At 73.9% G+C, this 17,124-nt stretch carries 11 protein-coding genes, 1 pseudogene and 1 riboswitch; of the genes and pseudogenes, 8 read left to right on the top strand and 4 right to left on the bottom strand.

Annotated elements, in window-relative coordinates; translation table 11 throughout:
- Positions 1-234: 234 nt before the first annotated feature.
- Entirely contained in the window at positions 235-2,031 is a 1,797-nt protein-coding gene (locus tag E4N63_RS08075) for a SulP family inorganic anion transporter (RefSeq protein ID WP_374112713.1), read from the bottom strand.
- Complete coding sequence (locus E4N63_RS08070; RefSeq protein WP_125621579.1) at positions 2,028-2,369, bottom strand: helix-turn-helix transcriptional regulator; 342 nt, start codon at positions 2,367-2,369, stop codon at positions 2,028-2,030. The genes E4N63_RS08075 and E4N63_RS08070 overlap by 4 nt, the downstream gene beginning before the upstream one ends.
- A 149-nt stretch (positions 2,370-2,518) precedes the next feature.
- Between E4N63_RS08070 and E4N63_RS08065 the strand changes: the two are divergent.
- Positions 2,519-3,622, top strand: a pseudogene (locus tag E4N63_RS08065) (GTP-binding protein); the annotation flags it as partial.
- A 208-nt stretch (positions 3,623-3,830) separates the two neighbouring features.
- Here E4N63_RS08065 and E4N63_RS08060 read toward each other — a convergent pair.
- A complete protein-coding gene (locus tag E4N63_RS08060; protein WP_230240325.1) occupies positions 3,831-6,284 on the bottom strand; it encodes a DNA topoisomerase (ATP-hydrolyzing) subunit A in 2,454 nt (817 codons plus the stop codon).
- 209 nt (positions 6,285-6,493) lie between these two features.
- Between E4N63_RS08060 and E4N63_RS08055 the strand changes: the two genes are divergently transcribed.
- The 4 genes from E4N63_RS08055 (at position 6,494) to E4N63_RS08040 (ending at position 11,560) form a co-directional block, all read left to right on the top strand.
- Complete coding sequence (locus E4N63_RS08055) at positions 6,494-7,861, top strand: pitrilysin family protein (RefSeq protein ID WP_125621753.1); 1,368 nt, start codon at positions 6,494-6,496, stop codon at positions 7,859-7,861.
- Positions 7,858-9,246: a pitrilysin family protein gene (locus E4N63_RS08050; protein WP_185831055.1), complete on the top strand. Its 1,389-nt coding sequence runs from the start codon at positions 7,858-7,860 to the stop codon at positions 9,244-9,246. Before E4N63_RS08055 ends, E4N63_RS08050 begins: the two co-directional genes overlap by 4 nt.
- Before the next feature lie 343 nt (positions 9,247-9,589).
- Positions 9,590-9,809: riboswitch (cyclic di-AMP (ydaO/yuaA leader) on the top strand.
- Between the two features lie 14 nt (positions 9,810-9,823).
- The gene (locus E4N63_RS08045) at positions 9,824-10,618 is read left to right on the top strand and encodes a M23 family metallopeptidase (protein ID WP_125621585.1); all 795 of its coding nucleotides are present in this window, start codon (positions 9,824-9,826) and stop codon (positions 10,616-10,618) included.
- 234 nt (positions 10,619-10,852) lie between these two features.
- Complete coding sequence (locus tag E4N63_RS08040) at positions 10,853-11,560, top strand: GntR family transcriptional regulator (protein WP_230240324.1); 708 nt, start codon at positions 10,853-10,855, stop codon at positions 11,558-11,560.
- Positions 11,561-11,858: 298 nt separating this feature from the next.
- Here E4N63_RS08040 and E4N63_RS08035 read toward each other — a convergent pair whose 3' ends face one another.
- Complete coding sequence (locus tag E4N63_RS08035; protein WP_125621589.1) at positions 11,859-12,140, bottom strand: HPr family phosphocarrier protein; 282 nt, start codon at positions 12,138-12,140, stop codon at positions 11,859-11,861.
- A 221-nt stretch (positions 12,141-12,361) separates the two neighbouring features.
- Here E4N63_RS08035 and E4N63_RS08030 point away from each other — a divergent pair, with 221 nt between their 5' ends.
- The 3 genes from E4N63_RS08030 to E4N63_RS08020 all read left to right on the top strand — a co-directional run bounded on the left by E4N63_RS08030 (position 12,362) and on the right by E4N63_RS08020 (position 17,076).
- Complete coding sequence (locus E4N63_RS08030) at positions 12,362-15,184, top strand: bifunctional GNAT family N-acetyltransferase/acetate--CoA ligase family protein (RefSeq protein WP_230240323.1); 2,823 nt, start codon at positions 12,362-12,364, stop codon at positions 15,182-15,184.
- A 102-nt stretch (positions 15,185-15,286) separates the two neighbouring features.
- Positions 15,287-15,880, top strand: coding sequence for a DUF5998 family protein (locus E4N63_RS08025; RefSeq protein WP_019709692.1), 594 nt, complete (start codon positions 15,287-15,289; stop codon positions 15,878-15,880).
- Complete coding sequence (locus tag E4N63_RS08020) at positions 15,880-17,076, top strand: alkaline phosphatase family protein (RefSeq protein ID WP_125621593.1); 1,197 nt, start codon at positions 15,880-15,882, stop codon at positions 17,074-17,076. Before E4N63_RS08025 ends, E4N63_RS08020 begins: the two co-directional genes overlap by 1 nt.
- Positions 17,077-17,124 lie beyond the last annotated feature (48 nt).

The raw sequence follows: 17,124 nt of genomic DNA, 5'->3' as shown, positions 1-17,124 counted from the left end.
AGCGCGGGCGTTCGATCGCATACGGTCACGGGGGAGCCGTCCGGATGCCGTCCGGGTCCCTCTCCGGCCGGGGAGGGCCGGGGAGGGGGGGGAGGGCCGGGGTGGCGGAGGCGGGCCGCCGGCGTCACCCGGCGCCTCCGGTCGCTCGGCGCGCCGCCGCCCGGGCGGGCGAATCCCGTCCGGAAAGGCCCGGTTCACGGGTTCACGTATTCGGATATGCATGCGTTCACGGGTTCACAGCGGCAGAGCGCTCGGCGGGTTCTCCTCCCGTTCGGCCGTGTCCGCGGGCTCCCGTGGAGCCTCCCGTACGGGCTCGGGCGGGCCCTCCGGCCGGGGATTCCTCGGGGCGGGCAGGACTCCGGTGCCGTGGAGGAGTTCGCGGGCGGCGGCGATGGCCTCGGGCGTGCCGGCGAACACCCGTCCGGTGGCGTCGAGCCGCCCGATGACGCCGAGCGCCTCCAGCGGGCGGTGGTGGCCGTCGCGGATGCCGGAGACCAGCACGGTGATCCCGCGGCGTTCCAGTTTCTCGATGGCGTCCTTCAGCACCAGGGAGCCGCTGGCGTCGATGGTGGTCACCCGTGACATGCGCAGGATCACCACGGAGACGTCCGCGACCTCGGAGAGCTCCAGCAGGAAGCGGTGGGCGGCGGCGAAGAAGAGCGGTCCGTCGAGGCGGTAGGCGACGATGTGCTCGGCCAGCAACGCGTGTTCATCGGCGTCGTGGCTGCCGGGGGTGTCCTCGTGGTGGAGCGGCACCTCGTCCAGCCGGGCGTTGCGGGCGACCGCCCGCAGGGCCAGCGCGCCCGCGACGACCAGGCCGATGACGACCGCCTGCACCAGGTCGAGGGCCAGGGTGGCGCACGCGGTGAGCACCAGCACGAGGGCGTCGGCGCGGGTGGCGCGGGCCATCGCGCGCACCGAACCGACCTCGATCATGCGGACGGCGGTGGCGAGCAGGACGCCCGCCAGGGCGGCGAGCGGGATACGGGAGACCAGCGGTGCGGCGGTGAAGACGATGACGGCGAGGACCACCGCGTGGGCCAGCGCCGCCAGGCGGGAGGTCGCCCCGGTGCGGACGTTGACGGCGGTCCGGGCGATCGCGCCGGTCGCGGGCACGCCGCCGAAGAGCGGCGAGGCGAGGTTGGCGAGGCCCTGGCCGAAGAGCTCGCGGTCGGGGTCGTGCTTCTGCCCCACGGTCATGCCGTCGGCGACCGCCGCGGAGAGCAGCGATTCCAGGGCGGCCAGCGCGGCGACCGCCACGGCGGGGGCGATCAGCGAGGACAGGGCGGAGAGGTCGACGAAACCGAGCGAGGGTGCCGGGAGTCCGGCCGGCAGCGCCCCGATGCGGTCCACGTCCAGCCCGGTCGTCTCGGCGGCGAGCGTCGCGGCCACCACGGCCAGCAGTGAGAACGGCACGGCCGGGCGCCACCGTGCGCCGGCGAGCATCAGCCCCGCGACCGCCAGCGCGACGGTGACCGCGGGCCAGTCCGGGGCGCCGAGGTAGTCCCGTACGGCCTCGAAGGCCGCCACCGTGACCTTCTCCTCGTCCGGGACCGGCACGCCGAGGATCGCGGGTATCTGCTGGAGCCCGATCACCAAGGCGATGCCCACGGTGAAGCCCTCGACCACCGGCGCGGGCACGAAGGCCATGTACTTCCCGGCCCGGGCGGCGGCCAGCAGCAGGAGCAGCACGCCCGCCATAAGCCCCACCATGAGCACGCCGGAGGCGCCGTGGGCGTGGACGATCGGCACCAGGACGACGGTCATGGCCCCGGTCGGCCCGGAGACCTGGAGGCTGGAGCCGCCGAAGACGGCCGCCAGCGCCCCCGCGACCACGGCGGTGGCCAGCCCGGCCTCGGCCCCCAGGCCCGAGGAGATGCCGAAGCCGAGGGCGAGGGGCAGCGCGACGACGGCCACGGTGAGGCCCGCCAGAAGGTCACGGCGCGGACGACCGCGCATCGCGGCGAGATCGGAGCGCGTGGGCAGGAGTGAGAGGAGCCCGGAGAGGGCCCGTGCGCGGAACCGGTTCACCGTCGCGGGTCCCCGGGCTCCCGCAGTTCGGCCAGCAGTTCGTTGCGGCCGGCCAGCATCTCGGTGAGGATCCGCCGGGCCGCCTTCATCAGGTCCGCCACATCGCCGCCGGCCAGTGCGTAGACCACGGTGGAGCCCTCGCGGGTCGAGGTCACGATGCCGGAGCGGCGTAGCACGGCGAGCTGCTGGGAGAGGCTGGACGGCTCGGTGCCGATGGCCGCGAGCAGGTCCCGTACGGGCATGGGGCCGTCCTGGAGGAGTTCCAGCACCCGGATGCGGACGGGATGCCCGAGCATGCGGAAGAACTCCGCCTTGGCCTGGTAAAGGGGGACCTGCAAGATCAGCACCTGTCGTCGGAGGGGGAAGCCTCACCCCATGATGTAGTCAATTGAAGAATTCTTCAAATCGTTGACGCGCTGCCGCCTTCTATCCTGGTCCGCGGCCGCTCCCGCGGCACACCACCGACACCGATGACGGAGGCGCCCCCTTGGCCAGGAGACAGATACCGGTCGTCGTGCTGGCGGGGTTCCTGGGATCGGGCAAGACCACCCTGCTCAACCATCTGCTGAGCAGCAGCGACGGTACTCGTGTCGGCGCGATCGTCAATGACTTCGGCAGGATCGAGATCGACGCGATGGCCCTGGCCGGCCAGGTGGACTCCATGGTCTCGCTCGGGAACGGCTGCCTCTGCTGCGCCGTCGACACCAGTGAACTCGACGGCTTCCTGGAGCGGCTCGCCCGGCCCGGGGCCGGTATCGACGTCATCGTCATCGAGGCGAGCGGGCTGGCCGAGCCGCAGGAGCTCATCCGGATGATCCTGGCCAGCGACAACGAGCACATCGTCTACGGCGGTCTGGTCGAGGTCGTCGACGCCGCCGAGTTCGCCCGGACCCGCACCGCGCACCCGGAGCTCGACCGCCATGTGGGCATCGCCGACCTGGTGGTCCTCAACAAGGCGGACCGGGTGGACGAGACAGGACTGCGGGACACCCTGGAGACGCTGGAACGGCTCGCTCCGCGCGCCCCCGTCATCCCCGCCGCGCACGGGCGGATCGACGCCGGGCTGCTCTTCGACGAACGGCCGCGCGGGGAGGACACCGAGCCGGTACGGCAGTTGTCGTTCGAGGACCTCTACCGGGAGGTCAACCGGGAACGGGCGGCCCGCGGGCCCGCCGGCCGCGACGGCGGGTGCGGTGACGGCTGTGACGGCGGCGGCCACCTCCACAGCGCCTACGACAGCGTGGAGTTCACCTCCGGCACCCCGCTGGACCCGCGCCGGCTGATGGCCTTCCTCGACGGCAGGCCGGACGGGCTCTACCGGATCAAGGGCTGGGTCCACTTCGGCGCGGACGGCCACCGCGAGAAGTTCACCCTGCACGCCGTCGGCGACTTCCTGCGCTTCTACCCCTCGCCCTGGGCCCGGGGCGAGACACGGGGCACACAGCTCGTGCTGATCGGAGCCGGCATCGACACCGGGGCCGTGCGCAAGGAGCTGGAGGCCTGCCGGGAGGCGGAGCCGGGGGAGGGCGCCGCCGACGAGACGGGCATGTGGGGCGTGCTGCGGTACGTACAGCGGGAACAGCCGGGACCACCGGGGAGCCGGGGCGGCCGGGGGCACGGTGAACCAGGGGCGTACGGGGAGGCCGGGGCCCGGGAGAGCCGGAGGACGCCGAGTACGCCTGAGCCCGGGCCCCGGGGGCCCGGGCCCTCCGGCGCCCGGGCTCCCGGAGCGCGTGCCTCCGGCGCACACGACCGCCGGCCCGCGTCGGCCGGCCGGCCCGTTCCGCCCGGCCGGCCCGCTACACCGGTCCGGCGACCACCGCGACCGGCTTCGTCAGCGGCATGCCCGAACCGTCCCGGCGCGGGTCCGGCTCCGGCAGCTCCACCGGGGCCCCCGAGGAGCCGGCCGCCCGGGGCGGCGTGGCCCCGGCCCAGGCGAAGACCAGCCGGTCCTCGCCCTTGAGGAAGCGCTGGCAGCGCACTCCGCCGGTGGCCCGCCCCTTGCGCGGGTACTGGTCGAACGGGGTCAGCTTCGCCGACTGCTGCGCCGACGCGTCGAGCGTGCCCTGGGCGGCACCGGCGACGGTGAAGACCGCGGCGTCACCGGCCGGGTCCACCGCGCCGAAGAAGATCACCTCGGCCCCCTCGGGCAGCTTCACCCCGGCCATGCCGCCCGCCGCGCGGCCCTGCGGCCGTACCTGGGAGGCCGGGTAGCGCAGCAGCTGCGCCTCGCTGGTGACGAAGACCAGGTCCTCCTCCCCCGTGCGCAGTTCGACCGCGCCGACGACCCGGTCGCCGTCCCGGAGGCCGATGACCTCCAACTCGTCCTTGTTCGCCGGGTAGTCCGGCACCACGCGCTTCACCACGCCCTGCCGGGTGCCGATGGCCAGACCGGGGGAGCTCTCGTCGAGCGTGGTCAGGCAGATGAGGTCCTCGCCCTCGTCGAGGGTGAGGAACTCGGCGATCGGCGCGCCCCCGGACAGATTCGGGGCGGAGGCCGTGTCGGGAAGCTGCGGGAGGTCGATCACGGACAGGCGCAGCATCCGCCCGGTGGAGGTCACCGCGCCGACATGGCCGCGGGCCGTGGCCGGGACGGCGGAGACGATCACGTCGTGCTTGACGCGCTTCGTGGAACCGCCTTCCAGCGGCTCGCCGTTGGCGGTACGGGCCAGCAGGCCGGTGGAGGAGAGCAGCACCCGGCACGGGTCGTCGGCGACCTGCAGCGGCACCGCCTGCACCGGGGCGTCCGCCGACTCCAGCAGCACCGTGCGCCGGTCGGTGCCGAACTTCTTCGCCACCACGGCGAGTTCCGAGGAGACCAGCTTCCGCAGCTCCGCGTCGGAGTCCAGGATGCGGGTCAGCTCCGCGATCTCGGTGTTGAGGCGGTCCCGCTCCGACTCCAGCTCGATCCGGTCGAACCGGGTCAGCCGGCGCAGCGGGGTGTCCAGGATGTACTGGGTCTGGATCTCGCTCAGGGAGAAGCGGGCGATCAGCGACTGCTTGGCCTCGGCGGAGTTGTCGCTGGAACGGATGATCCGGATGACCTCGTCGATGTCGATCAGCGCGGTCAGCAGGCCCTCGACCAGGTGCAGCCGGTCGCGGCGCTTGCCGCGCCGGAACTCGCTGCGCCGCCGGACCACCTCGAAGCGGTGGTCCAGATAGACCTCCAGCAGTTCCTTGAGCCCCAGCGTCAGCGGCTGGCCGTCCACCAGCGCGACGTTGTTGATGCCGAAGGACTCCTCCATGGGCGTCAGCTTGTAGAGCTGCGCCAGCACGGCCTCCGGGTTGAAGCCGTTCTTGATCTCGATGACGAGCCGCAGGCCGTGCGACCGGTCGGTGAGGTCCTTGACGTCCGCGATGCCCTGGAGCTTCTTGGCGCCCACCAGGTCCTTGATCTTGGCGATGACCTTCTCGGGTCCCACGGTGAACGGCAGTTCGGTGACGACGAGGCCCTTGCGGCGGGCGGTGACGTTCTCCACCGCCACCGTGGCGCGGATCTTGAAGGTGCCGCGGCCGGTCTCGTAGGCGTCGCGGATGCCGGCCAGCCCGGCGATCCGGCCGCCGGTCGGCAGGTCCGGGCCGGGCACGAAGCGCATCAGCGTGGCCAGATCGGCGCCCGGGTGCTTGATCAGATGCCGGGCGGCGGCGATCACCTCGCTCAGGTTGTGCGGCGGCATATTGGTCGCCATACCCACCGCGATGCCCGAGGCGCCGTTCACCAGCAGGTTCGGATACGCGGCCGGCAGGGCGGCCGGCTCCCGCTCCTGGCCGTCGTAGTTGGGGGCGAAGTCGACCGTGTCCTCGTCGATCGACTCCGTCATCAGGGAGGTCGCGGCGGCCATCCGGCACTCGGTGTACCGCATGGCGGCGGGCGGGTCGTCGTTGCCCAGGGAGCCGAAGTTGCCGTGGCCGTCCACCAGCGGGAGCCGCATCGAGAACGGCTGCGCCATGCGCACGAGGGCGTCGTAGATCGAGGCGTCGCCGTGCGGGTGGAGCTTGCCCATCACCTCGCCGACGACGCGTGCGCACTTCACGTACGAGCGGTCCGGCCGCAGGCCCATCTCGTTCATCTGGTAGACGATGCGCCGGTGGACGGGCTTGAGGCCGTCGCGGGCGTCGGGGAGGGCGCGCGAGTAGATGACCGAGTAGGCGTACTCCAGGAAGGAGCCCTGCATCTCGTCCACGACGTCGATGTCGAGGATGCGCTCCTCGAATTCCTCGGGAGGCGGGGTCTTCGTACTGCGGCGGGCCATCGCGGCTGCTGCTCCTTAGGACTTCGAAACTTCGCTGGGCGGGGGTTGGTGACGCGGACCATTGTGGACCCCGCCGCGGACAGCGCGGCCCACGACCCGTCCGAACGGCACGCTACGGGAACTTCGCCAGGTCTCCGGCCGCTTGCATACAGTGGCAGCACTCATCATCTCCGCACCCCTCACCCGCGATCGAAGGGACGTACATGCCCATGGGTCACACGGCCACCGAGAAGGCCGGGTCCGGCGGCCTGACAGCGACGGAGCACCGGCTGGCCAACGGTCTGCGCGTGATCCTCTCCGAGGACCACCTGACCCCGGTCGCCGCGGTCTGTCTCTGGTACGACGTCGGCTCCCGACACGAGGTCCAGGGCCGCACCGGCCTGGCACACCTCTTCGAGCACCTGATGTTCCAGGGCTCCGCGAACGTGAAGGGCAACGGCCACTTCGAGCTGGTGCAGGGCGCCGGCGGCTCGCTCAACGGCACCACGAGCTTCGAGCGGACCAACTACTACGAGACCATGCCCGCCCACCAGCTCGAACTCGCGCTCTGGCTGGAGGCCGACCGCATGGGCAGCCTCCTCGTCGCTCTCGACGACGAGAGCATGGAGAACCAGCGGGACGTCGTGAAGAACGAGCGCCGCCAGCGCTACGACAACGTCCCCTACGGCACCTCGTTCGAGAAGCTGACCGCCATGGCCTACCCCGAGGGCCACCCGTACCACCACACCCCCATCGGCTCGATGGCCGACCTCGACGCCGCCTCCCTGGAGGACGCCCGGAACTTCTTCCGGACGTACTACGCGCCGAACAACGCCGTCCTCGCGGTCGTCGGCGACATCGACCCCGAGCGGACCCTCGCCTGGATCGAGCGCTACTTCGGCTCCATCCCCGGCCACGACGGCAAGCAGCCGCCGCGCGACGGCGCCCTGCCCGACGTCATCGGCGAGGAGCTGCGCGAGGAGCTGCGCGAGGAGGTCCCGGCCCGCGCGCTGATGTCCGCCTACCGGCTTCCGGAGGACGGCACCCGCGCCGCCGACGCCGCCGATCTGGCCCTGACGGTCCTCGGCGGCGGCGAGTCCTCCCGGCTGTACAACCGGCTGGTCCGCCGGGACCGCCTCGCCGTCGGCGCGGGCTTCGGCCTGCTGCGGCTGGCGGGCGCCCCCTCGATGGGCTGGCTGGACGTCAAGGCGTCCTCCGGTGTGGAGATCCCCGCCATCGAACGGGCGGTCGACGAGGAGCTGGCCCGGTTCGCCGAAGAGGGCCCGACACCGGAGGAGATGGAGCGCGCCCAGGCGCAGTTGGAGCGCGAGTGGCTGGACCAGCTCGCCACGGTCGGCGGCCGCGCCGACCAGCTCTGCCGGTACGCCGTCCTCTTCGGCGACCCGCAGCTCGCGCTGACGGCGGTGCAGCGGCTGCTGGAGGTCGGCCCCGAGGAGGTGCGCGAGGTGGCGGCGGCGCGGCTGCGTCCCGACAACCGCGCCTCGCTCGTCTACGAGCCGACCGGGCCCGAGCCCGGCGACGGCCCGGACGGCACCGAGGGCACGGACGGCACCGACGAGAAGGAGGCGGCCCAGTGAGCGACGCCGGCACCACCATGACGTACCACCCGATGCCGCGCGCCGGGGAGCCCACGCCCTGGGCCTTCCCGACCCCCGAGCGGGACACCCTGCCCAACGGGCTGACGGTGCTCCACTGCCACCGCCCCGGCCAGAAGGTGGTGGCCGTCGAGATCAATCTGCAGGCACCCCTGGAGGCCGAGCCGGAGGGCACCGACGGCGTCGCCACGATCATGGCGCGCGCCCTCTCGGAGGGCACCGACCAGCACACCGCCGAGGAGTTCGCCGCCGAACTGGAGCGCTGCGGCGCCACCCTGGACGCACACGCGGACCACCCCGGGGTCCGGGTCTCCCTGGAGGTCCCGGCCTCCCGGCTGGCCAAGGCGCTCGGGCTGCTCGCCGACGCCCTGCGGGCCCCGGCCTTCCCCGAGGACGAGGTCGAGCGGCTGGTCCGCAACCGTCTCGACGAGATCCCGCACGAGCTGGCCAACCCCGCCCGCCGGGCCGCGGTGGAGCTCTCCAAGGAGCTGTTCCCGGCCGAGTCCCGGATGTCCCGGCCCCGGCAGGGCACCGAGGAGACCGTCGCGCGGGTGGACGCCGCAGGCGTCCGCGCGTTCTACGCGGCGCACGTCCGCCCCGCCACCGCGACCGCCGTGATCGTGGGCGACTTCACCGGCATCCCGCTGGCCGAGGTCCTCGCCGGCACCCTGGGCACCTGGACCGGCGGCACGGCCGAGGCCCGCCCCGTACCGGCCATCACGGCGGACGACACCGGCCGGGTCGTGATCGTGGACCGGCCGGGCGCGGTGCAGACCCAGGTCCTCGTCGGCCGGGTCGGCCCCGACCGGCACGACCGGGTCTGGGCGGCCCAGGTGCTCGGCGTCTACTGCCTCGGCGGCACGCTCACCTCCCGCCTGGACCGGGTGCTGCGCGAGGAGAAGGGCTACACCTACGGCGTGCGCGCCTTCGGCCAGGTGCTGCGCTCGACGCCCGAGGGCACGGGTGCCTCGCTGCTGGCCATCAGCGGCTCGGTCGCCACGGATGTCACCGGCCCGGCCCTGGAGGACACCTGGCAGGTGCTGCGCACCCTCGCGGCCGGCGGGCTGACCGACGAGGAGCGCGATGTGGCCGTGCAGAACCTGGTCGGGGTCGCGCCGCTGAAGTACGAGACCGCCGCGGCCGTCGCCGGGACCCTGGCCGACCAGGTCGAGCAGTACCTTCCGGATGATTTCCAGGCGCAGTTGTACGCCCGGCTCGCCGAGACCGGCACGGTGGAGGCCACCGCCGCCGCGGTCAGCGCGTTCCCGGTGGACAACCTGGTGACGGTGCTGGTCGGGGACGCCGCCGCGATCGAGGAGCCGGTCCGGGCGCTGGGCATCGGAGAGGTCAAGGTCGTCAGCGGCTGAACGGCCGCTCCGGTCACCGGCGTTCGGGACGCGACCTGTCGAGCAGGACGCGACCTGTCGGCACGCGGCCGTGACGCACCGTCGGAACCGGCGGTCCGTCACGGCCGTTTTCCGGTCACGCCGGTACGGCGCGCGAGGGGCCGGCGGCGGGCCCGGCGGAGGCGCCGATTCCGCCGTGCCGTCCGGCGGGGAGCGCCGCCGTTTGGCCCGTTTTGCCGCGGTGCGGGTGTTCTCTCCTGTGGCCTCCGCAACAAAAAGCCGGTTTTGTTTGGCGCGGCGGAGCCGTCCGTCTTAGCGTCGATCCGGCTGTCCGGCCGGGCACTTCGCCGCAAACCGCGGCACCGGGCAGTCATCGCCGAGTCCCCATGGCGCGAGCCAGGGGAGCCGGGGACCCTCCTTCCCGCACCTCACCGGTGCGGGACGGGCCGCCCCACACCGCCGACGGCGGTACGGGAACGGTCCGGTCCCTTGGGGTGAATCGGGCGCCTCCCCGCGAGGGGCCCGTAGGAGACCTTCCTGCTCCGAACCCGTCAGCTAACCCGGTAGGCGAGAAGGAAGGAAAGGACAGCCGCACCCTATGCCGCCCACCCGTACCACCGGGAAGCACCGCCGTCCGAGCCGTCGCAGCATCCGCCCCGCGCGCGTCGCCGGCATGGCCACCCTCGCCACCAGTGGCGTGGCCGCCACCCTCGCCTCCCCGGCGTTCGCCGCCGACGACAGTGCCCGCGGGGCCGCGGACACCGGGCTCCGCCAGGCGGTCGTCCTCGACGACACCCTCGGCGAGCGGATCGGCGACCAGGCCGAGGCCCAGCAGTCCGCCGCCGACGTGGCCGCCACCATGGAGCGGGCCGAGGCCGCGGCCAGGCGTGAGGCCGCCGAGGCCAAGCGGATCGCCGACGCCCGGGCCAAGGAGGAGCGCGCCGCCAAGGAGCGGGCCGCCCGCGAGGCCGAGCGCAAGCGCCTCAACACCTTCGTGTTGCCGGTCGACGGCAGCTTCGTCTCCACCCAGTACCACGCCTCCGGTGCCGCCTGGTCCTCCGGCAGCCACACCGGGATCGACTTCAAGGCCGCCGAGGGCACCCCGGTCAAGTCCGTGGGTTCGGGCACCGTCGTCGAGGCCGGCTGGGACGGCTCCTACGGCAACAGCGTCGTCATCAGGATGAACGACGGCACCTACACCCAGTACGGGCACCTGTCCGCCCTCAACGTCACCGCGGGCCAGGCGGTCACGCCCGGCCAGCAGATCGGTCTCGCCGGGAACACCGGCAACTCCTTCGGTGCGCACCTCCACTTCGAGGCCCGCACCACCGCCGAGTACGGCTCCGACATCGACCCCGTGGCGTACCTGCGTTCGCACGGCGTCTCGGTCTGACGCTCGGCGCGACGCGAGACCCCGGCCCTCCCGGCCGGGGTCTTCCGCGTATCCGGCTCCGGACGGCCCGGGCCGTCCGGGCCGCTTCCCGCCGTGGCCGGTTTCCTGGCCGGATCGCAATGCACCGGCGCGCACCCTCGTCACCATATTCCGCGTCCTGCAATACAGTTCGGGAATGTCGAGCCCTGTGTTCCACGGGAATTCCAGTGGAGGTCCGGAAATGCGGAGTCGGAGATGAACGGTGATTCGCCGCCCGCCGGCCGCCGTATTCCGGCGCACGCGGTGCGCCATGCGATCCGCGACGACATCGTCGCCGGGGCGTATCCCTTCGGCAGCCGCCTCACCGAGGAGCTGCTCGCGCGCCGCTACGGTGTCTCTCGGGTCCCGGTGCGGGAGGCCCTGCGGGCCCTGGAGTCCGAGGGGTTCGTCACCACGCGGCGGCACGCGGGCGCCTGTGTGGCCGAGCCGACGGAGCGGGAGGCCGCCGACCTGCTGGAGATCCGCTCCCTGCTGGAGCCGCTGGCCGCGGGGCGGGCGGCGCAGCGCCGCACCGAGGCGCATCTCAAGGTGCTGCGCGGGCTGGTGGTGCTCGGGCGGGAGCGGGCGCGCCACGGGCAGGCGGCGGATCTGCGCTCGCTGGACGCCTGGTTCCACGAGACGCTGGCCCAGGCCTCGGGCAGTCCCAGTCTGATCGCCCTGCTCACCCAGGTCCGCCGCAAGATCGCGTGGGTGTACGCGGTCCCGCGGTCGGCGCCCACGGCCGACACCTGGACGGAGCGCGGCGCCATCGTGGACGCCGTCGCGCGGGGGGACGCGGCGCGTGCCCGGGCCCTCATGGCGGCGCACACCGAACTCGCGCCACCGGAGGGCAGCCGGCTGCGCCGTCCGGCCGCGGTGAGGAATCCGAAACAATCCGTCAACACGGAACGCGTCCAGAATTAACAATGCGGGCGTAATGCGGGCGTGGGAAAAGGGGGCGAAGAAGCGGGGAAGGCGCGGACGGGACGCGTATAGGGGCGGGAACGCGGATATCGGGTGGGCGAGAAGAAGCGGTTGCCGTGAGGACGCCGGATTGTTTTCCCGGCACGCCCTCGAGCGGGGCGGGCACGGGCCGCGCACGGAAGCCGCGGCCGCCCCCGAGGGGCAACCGCGGCTCCGGCGTGCGCTGTTCGCCGCGCCCGGCGGCCCGGAAGGCTTCCCGCCGGAGGGGCCGCCCGGACCGCCGGGGCCGGCCCCGGTCTCAGACCGTTTCCGGCAGCTCCTCCAGACCTTCCGAGACCAGCTTGGCCAGCCGGTCGAGCGCGGCGTCCGCGCCCTCGGCCTCGGAGGCGAGGACGATCTCCTCGCCGCCCTGGGCGCCCAGGCTGAGCACCGCGAGCATCGAGGCGGCGTTGACCGGGGAGCTGTCGCCCTTGGCGATCGTCACGGGAACGCCGGAGGCGGTCGCCGCGCGGACGAAGATCGAGGCGGGACGGGCGTGCAGCCCCTCGGCCCAGCCGACGGTGACGCGGCGCTCTGCCATGGTGGTGCCCTTCGGTCGCAGGAAACGGGTAATCCGTGAGCGTAAGTTGTCTAGACCATTCTGGCACGGCGCCGCAAGTGCCCGGGCCGGCCTGCGGTCACCGTACCGGGGCCCCGCGCCCGCTCCCGGGCGGGGCCGGAACGGCCGTCCGCCGGCCCGGGCCGGCGCCACCGGCGCGCGGCACCCCGCGCGCCGGGCCGCACACCCGTACGCTTGGCCCCATGGAAACGCCGTCGGAGCACGTCTATCCGGCCCACTGGGAAGCCGACGTCGTCCTGCGCGACGGCGGCACCGCCCACATCCGCCCCATCACCGAGGACGACGCGAAGCGCCTGGTCGACTTCTACGAGCAGGTCTCGGACGAGTCCAAGTACTACCGCTTCTTCGCGCCGTACCCCCGGCTGTCCGACCGCGATGTCCACCGCTTCACCCACCACGACTACGTCGACCGGGTCGGCCTGGCGGCCGTCGTGGGCGGGGAGTTCATCGCCACCGTGCGGTACGACCGCATCGACGCCACCGGACGGCCCGCCTCCGGCCCGGCCGACGAGGCCGAGGTCGCCTTCCTCGTCCAGGACGCCCACCAGGGCCGCGGCCTCGCCTCCGCCCTCCTCGAACACATCGCCGCCGTCGCCCGCGAACGCGGCATCCGCCGCTTCGCCGCCGAAGTGCTGCCCGCCAACACCAAGATGATCAAGGTGTTCACGGACGCCGGCTACACCCAGAAGCGCCACTTCGAGGACGGCGTCGTCCGGCTGGAGTTCGACCTCGAACCCACCGACCGCTCCGTGGCCGTGCAGCGCAGCCGCGAGCAGCGCGCCGAGGCCCGGTCCGTCCAGCGGCTGCTGGCCCCCGGCTCGGTCGCCGTGATCGGCACCGGACGCCGGCCCGGCGGCATGGGCCGCGCCGTTCTCCGCGCCCTGCTGCACGGCGGCTTCACCGGCCGCGTGCACGCCGTCAACCGGGCCTTCCCCGAGGGCCCGGGCACCCTGGAGCCGGAGGGCGTGCCCGCCCACCGCACCGTCGGGGAGATCGGCGAGGCCGTGGACCTCGCCGTCGTCGCCGTCCCCGCGGAGTCCGTGCCCGCCGTGGTCGCCGACTGCGGCGAACACGGCGTGCAGGGCCTGGTCGTCATCTCCTCCGGCTACGGCGAGAGCGGACCCGAGGGGCGCGAGCGGCAGCGCGAACTGGTCCGCCAGGCCCGCTCGTACGGCATGCGCATCATCGGCCCGAACGCCTTCGGCATCCTCAACACCGCGCCCGGCGTACGCCTCAACGCCTCCCTCGCCCCCGAACTGCCGCCGCCCGGGCACATCGGCCTCTTCACCCAGTCCGGCGCCATCGGCATCGCCCTGCTCTCCGCGCTGCACCGGCGCGGCGCCGGCCACATCGGCACCTCGACATTCGTCTCGGCGGGCAACCGCGCCGACGTCTCCGGCAACGACGTCCTCCAGTTCTGGCACGACGACCCGGCCACCGACGTCGTCCTGATGTACCTGGAATCCATCGGCAACCCGCGGAAGTTCACCCGCCTCGCCCGCCGCACGGCCGCCGCGAAGCCGGTCGTCGTGGTCAAGGGCGCCCGGCACAGCGGCGCCGCCCCCACCGGGCACGCCGTGCCCAGCGCCCGCATCCCCGACGCCACCGTCTCGGCGCTCTTCCGGCAGGCGGGAGTGATCCGCGTCGACACCGTCACCGAACTCGTCGACACCGGCCTGCTGCTGGCCGGCCAGCCCCTGCCGGACGGACCACGGGTGGCCATCCTCGGCAACTCCGAATCCCTCGGCCTGCTCGCCTACGACGCCTGCCTCACCGAACGGCTCCGCCCGCTCACCCCGCTCGACCTCACCACCCAGGCCACCCCCGACGACTTCCGCGCGGCGCTCGCCGCGGCGCTCGCCGACGACGCCTGCGACGCGGTCGTCGTCACCGCCATCCCCTGGGTCGGCGAGAGCGACGGCCCCTCGCCCGACGAGGGCCCGGAGCTGGCCGCCGCCCTGCGCGACGCCGTCCGGGCGGGCGGCGCCGGCAAGCCGGTCGTGGTGGCCCACCTGGAGATGGACGGGCTCGCGGCCGCCCTCGGCGCCTCCGGGGAGGACCCCGCGGCGGCCACCGGGGCGTCCGCCGCCGCGGACGCGGACACGGAGGCCGACGGCACCCCCCGCGGTTCGGGCGTCCCCGCCTACCCCGCGGCCGAACGGGCCGTACGGGCGCTCGCCGAGGCCGTTCGCTACGCCGCCTGGCGCCGGACGGCCGCCGAACCGGGCCGGGTCCCCGAGTACGAGGACATCGACGAGGCCGGGGCGGGCACCGAGATCGACGACCTGCTCGCCGCCGCCGGCGACCGGGACGCCCGCAGCTTCCCGCTCCCCGCCGACCGCGCCGCCTCCCTGCTCGCCCGGTACGGCATCGCCGTCCGGCCCGCGCTGCCCGCGCCCGACGCGGACACCGCCGCCCGGGCCGCGGCCACCCTCGGCTACCCGGTCGCGCTGAAGACCACCGCCCCGCATCTGCGCCACCGCGCCGACCTCGGCGGCGTCCGGCTCGACCTCACCACCGAGGAGGCCCTGCGCCGCGCCTACCGGGAGTTCACGGACTTCCTGGGGAAGCCGGAGGAACTGCGCCCCGTGGTGCAGGCCATGGTGCCCCGCGGCGTCGACACCGTCGTCCGGGCGGCGATCGACCCCGCGGCCGGCGCCGTGCTCTCCTTCGGCCTCTCCGGCGCGCCCTCCGAACTGCTCGGCGACATCGCGCACCGGCTGCTGCCCGCCACCGACCGGGACGCCGCCGAGCTGATCCGGTCCATCCGGGCCGCGCCGCTCCTCTTCGGCTGGCGCGGAGCGGACCCGGTGGACACCGCGGCCCTGGAGGAACTGCTGCTCCGGCTCTCCCGGCTGGTCGACGACCACCCCGAGGTGGTCGCGGTGGAGCTGGAACCGGTCGTCGTCGCCGCCCACGGGCTGAGCGTGCTCGGCGCCTCCGTACGGCTCGCGGCCCCGCCCACCGGCTCCGACATGGGGCCGCGCCGGCTGCCCGTCTACTGAGCCGTCCGCGGGCGGCCGGGGGCCGGCCGCCGGGCGGTGCCGCCGTTCTTCGGGCGGTGCCGCCGTTCCTCGGGCGGTGCCGCCGCCCCGTAGGATGGGGCCATGGCGAAGACCGGCACGACGACCCAAGGGCTGCGCTCGGCGATCGAGCGCAGCGGTTACTACCCGGCCCTGGTGGCCGAGGCGGTGGAGGCCGCCGTGGGCGGCGAACCGGTCACCTCGTACCTGGTCCACCAGGAGACGACCTTCGACTCCAACGAGGTCCGCCGCCATGTCACCGTACTCGTGCTGACCCGCACCCGGTTCATCGTCAGCCACACCGACGAGCAGGCCGCCGACGGCACCTCTCCCTCCCCGTACGCGACCACCTCCACGGAGTCGGTGCGGCTGGAGCGGATCTCCTCCGTGGTGCTCAGCCGGGTCGTGGCCAACCCCGAGTCGTACACCCCGGGCACGCTGCCCCGCGAGGTCGTCCTGACCATCGGCTGGGGCGCGGTCAACCGCATCGACCTGGAGCCCGCCGCCTGCGGCGACCCGGGCTGCGAGGCCGACCACGGCTACACCGGGAACTCCACCGCCGACGACCTCAGCCTGCGGGTCAGCGAGGCCGGCGACGGACCCGACTCCGTCCGCCAGACGCTCGCCTTCGCGCAGTCGCTCTCCGAGGCCACCGTGGCCTCCACCGCCGCCCGCTGATGGCCCAGCCCGCCACCGCCGGCTCCGCCTGGCAGGACCCCGCCCCGCTCGATCCGCGCTCGGCCCCCGCACCGGCCTACGGGGCCGGCTCGCTCGCCGAGCTGCTGCCGACCCTCGCCGCCGGCCAGGGGGTTCCGGGCCTGAGCGCCGGGCTCGGACTGGAGCCGGCCGACCGGAACTGCGTCTTCCTCGTGGACGGCCTCGGCTGGGAGCTGCTGAGGGCCCACCCCGGCGAGGCCCCGTTCCTGACCTCCCTGCTGGCCGGCTCCAACGGCGGCACCGGCGGGCCCCTCACCGCGTGCTTTCCCTCCACCACGGCCACCTCCCTCGCCTCCGTCGGCACCGGCCTGCCGCCCGGCGCGCACGGCCTGGCCGGCTACACCGTCCTGGACCCGGCGAGCGGCGTGCTGATGAACCAGCTCCGCTGGCGGCCCTGGACCGACCCGCACGTCTGGCAGCCGTACCCGACGGTCTTCCAGCGCGCGGACGCTGCCGGGATCCACACCTGCCAGGTCTCCGCGCCCGGATTCGAGACCACCCCGCTGACCCGGGTGGCGCTCAGCGGCGGCACCTTCCACGGCCGGCTGACCGGCGAGGAGCGGATGGACCTCGCCGCGGAGGAACTCGGCGCCGCGGGCCGCTCGCTCGTCTACACGTACTACAGCGAGGTGGACGGCAAGGGGCACCGCCACGGCACCGGCTCCGACGAATGGCTCGCCGAACTCGCCTACACGGACCGGCTCGCGCAGCGCCTCGCCGAGCAACTGCCGCCCCGCTCGGCGCTCTACATCACCGCCGACCACGGGATGGTCGACATCCCGTTCGACGAGGAGTCCCGGATCGACTTCGACGAGGACTGGGAGCTGCGTGCCGGCGTCGCGATCCTCGGCGGCGAGGCCCGCGCCCGGCACGTCTACGCCGTCCCCGGCGCCGCCGGTGACGTCGTCGCCGTCTGGCGCGAGGTGCTCGGCGACCGGATGTGGGTCGCGAGCCGCGACGAAGCCGTCGAGGCGGGCTGGTTCGGCCCCGTGGAGGAGCGCGTGTACGGCCGCATCGGCGATGTCGTCGCCGCGGCCTGTGCCGACGTGGCGATCACCGCGTCCCGCACCGAGCCCAACGAGTCCTCGATGGTGGGGCTGCACGGTTCGATGACGGCCGCCGAACAGCTCGTCCCGCTGCTCGAAGTACGCTCCTGACCGCGCGGCGACCGGTTGTGCTCGATCCGCGGGCCCCGGTGCGACCGG

Origin of the sequence: Streptomyces sp. MNU89 (assembly GCF_020982505.1) — a bacterium.
In the GTDB taxonomy this organism is placed as follows: domain Bacteria; phylum Actinomycetota; class Actinomycetes; order Streptomycetales; family Streptomycetaceae; genus Streptomyces; species Streptomyces xinghaiensis.
This window is presented reverse-complemented; position numbering and strand designations above follow the sequence as displayed.

What these genes read in the sequence shown, in the direction of transcription:
- E4N63_RS08035 (WP_125621589.1), bottom strand. Translation starts at nt 12,140, where the DNA reads ATGGCAGAGCGCCGCGTCACCGTCGGCTGGGCCGAGGGGCTGCACGCC.
- E4N63_RS08040 (WP_230240324.1), top strand. Translation starts at nt 10,853, where the DNA reads ATGAACGGTGATTCGCCGCCCGCCGGCCGCCGTATTCCGGCGCACGCG.
- E4N63_RS08025 (WP_019709692.1), top strand. Translation starts at nt 15,287, where the DNA reads ATGGCGAAGACCGGCACGACGACCCAAGGGCTGCGCTCGGCGATCGAG.
- E4N63_RS08020 (WP_125621593.1), top strand. Translation starts at nt 15,880, where the DNA reads ATGGCCCAGCCCGCCACCGCCGGCTCCGCCTGGCAGGACCCCGCCCCG.
- E4N63_RS08030 (WP_230240323.1), top strand. Translation starts at nt 12,362, where the DNA reads ATGGAAACGCCGTCGGAGCACGTCTATCCGGCCCACTGGGAAGCCGAC.
- E4N63_RS08045 (WP_125621585.1), top strand. Translation starts at nt 9,824, where the DNA reads ATGCCGCCCACCCGTACCACCGGGAAGCACCGCCGTCCGAGCCGTCGC.
- E4N63_RS08060 (WP_230240325.1), bottom strand. Translation starts at nt 6,284, where the DNA reads ATGGCCCGCCGCAGTACGAAGACCCCGCCTCCCGAGGAATTCGAGGAG.
- E4N63_RS08055 (WP_125621753.1), top strand. Translation starts at nt 6,494, where the DNA reads ATGGGTCACACGGCCACCGAGAAGGCCGGGTCCGGCGGCCTGACAGCG.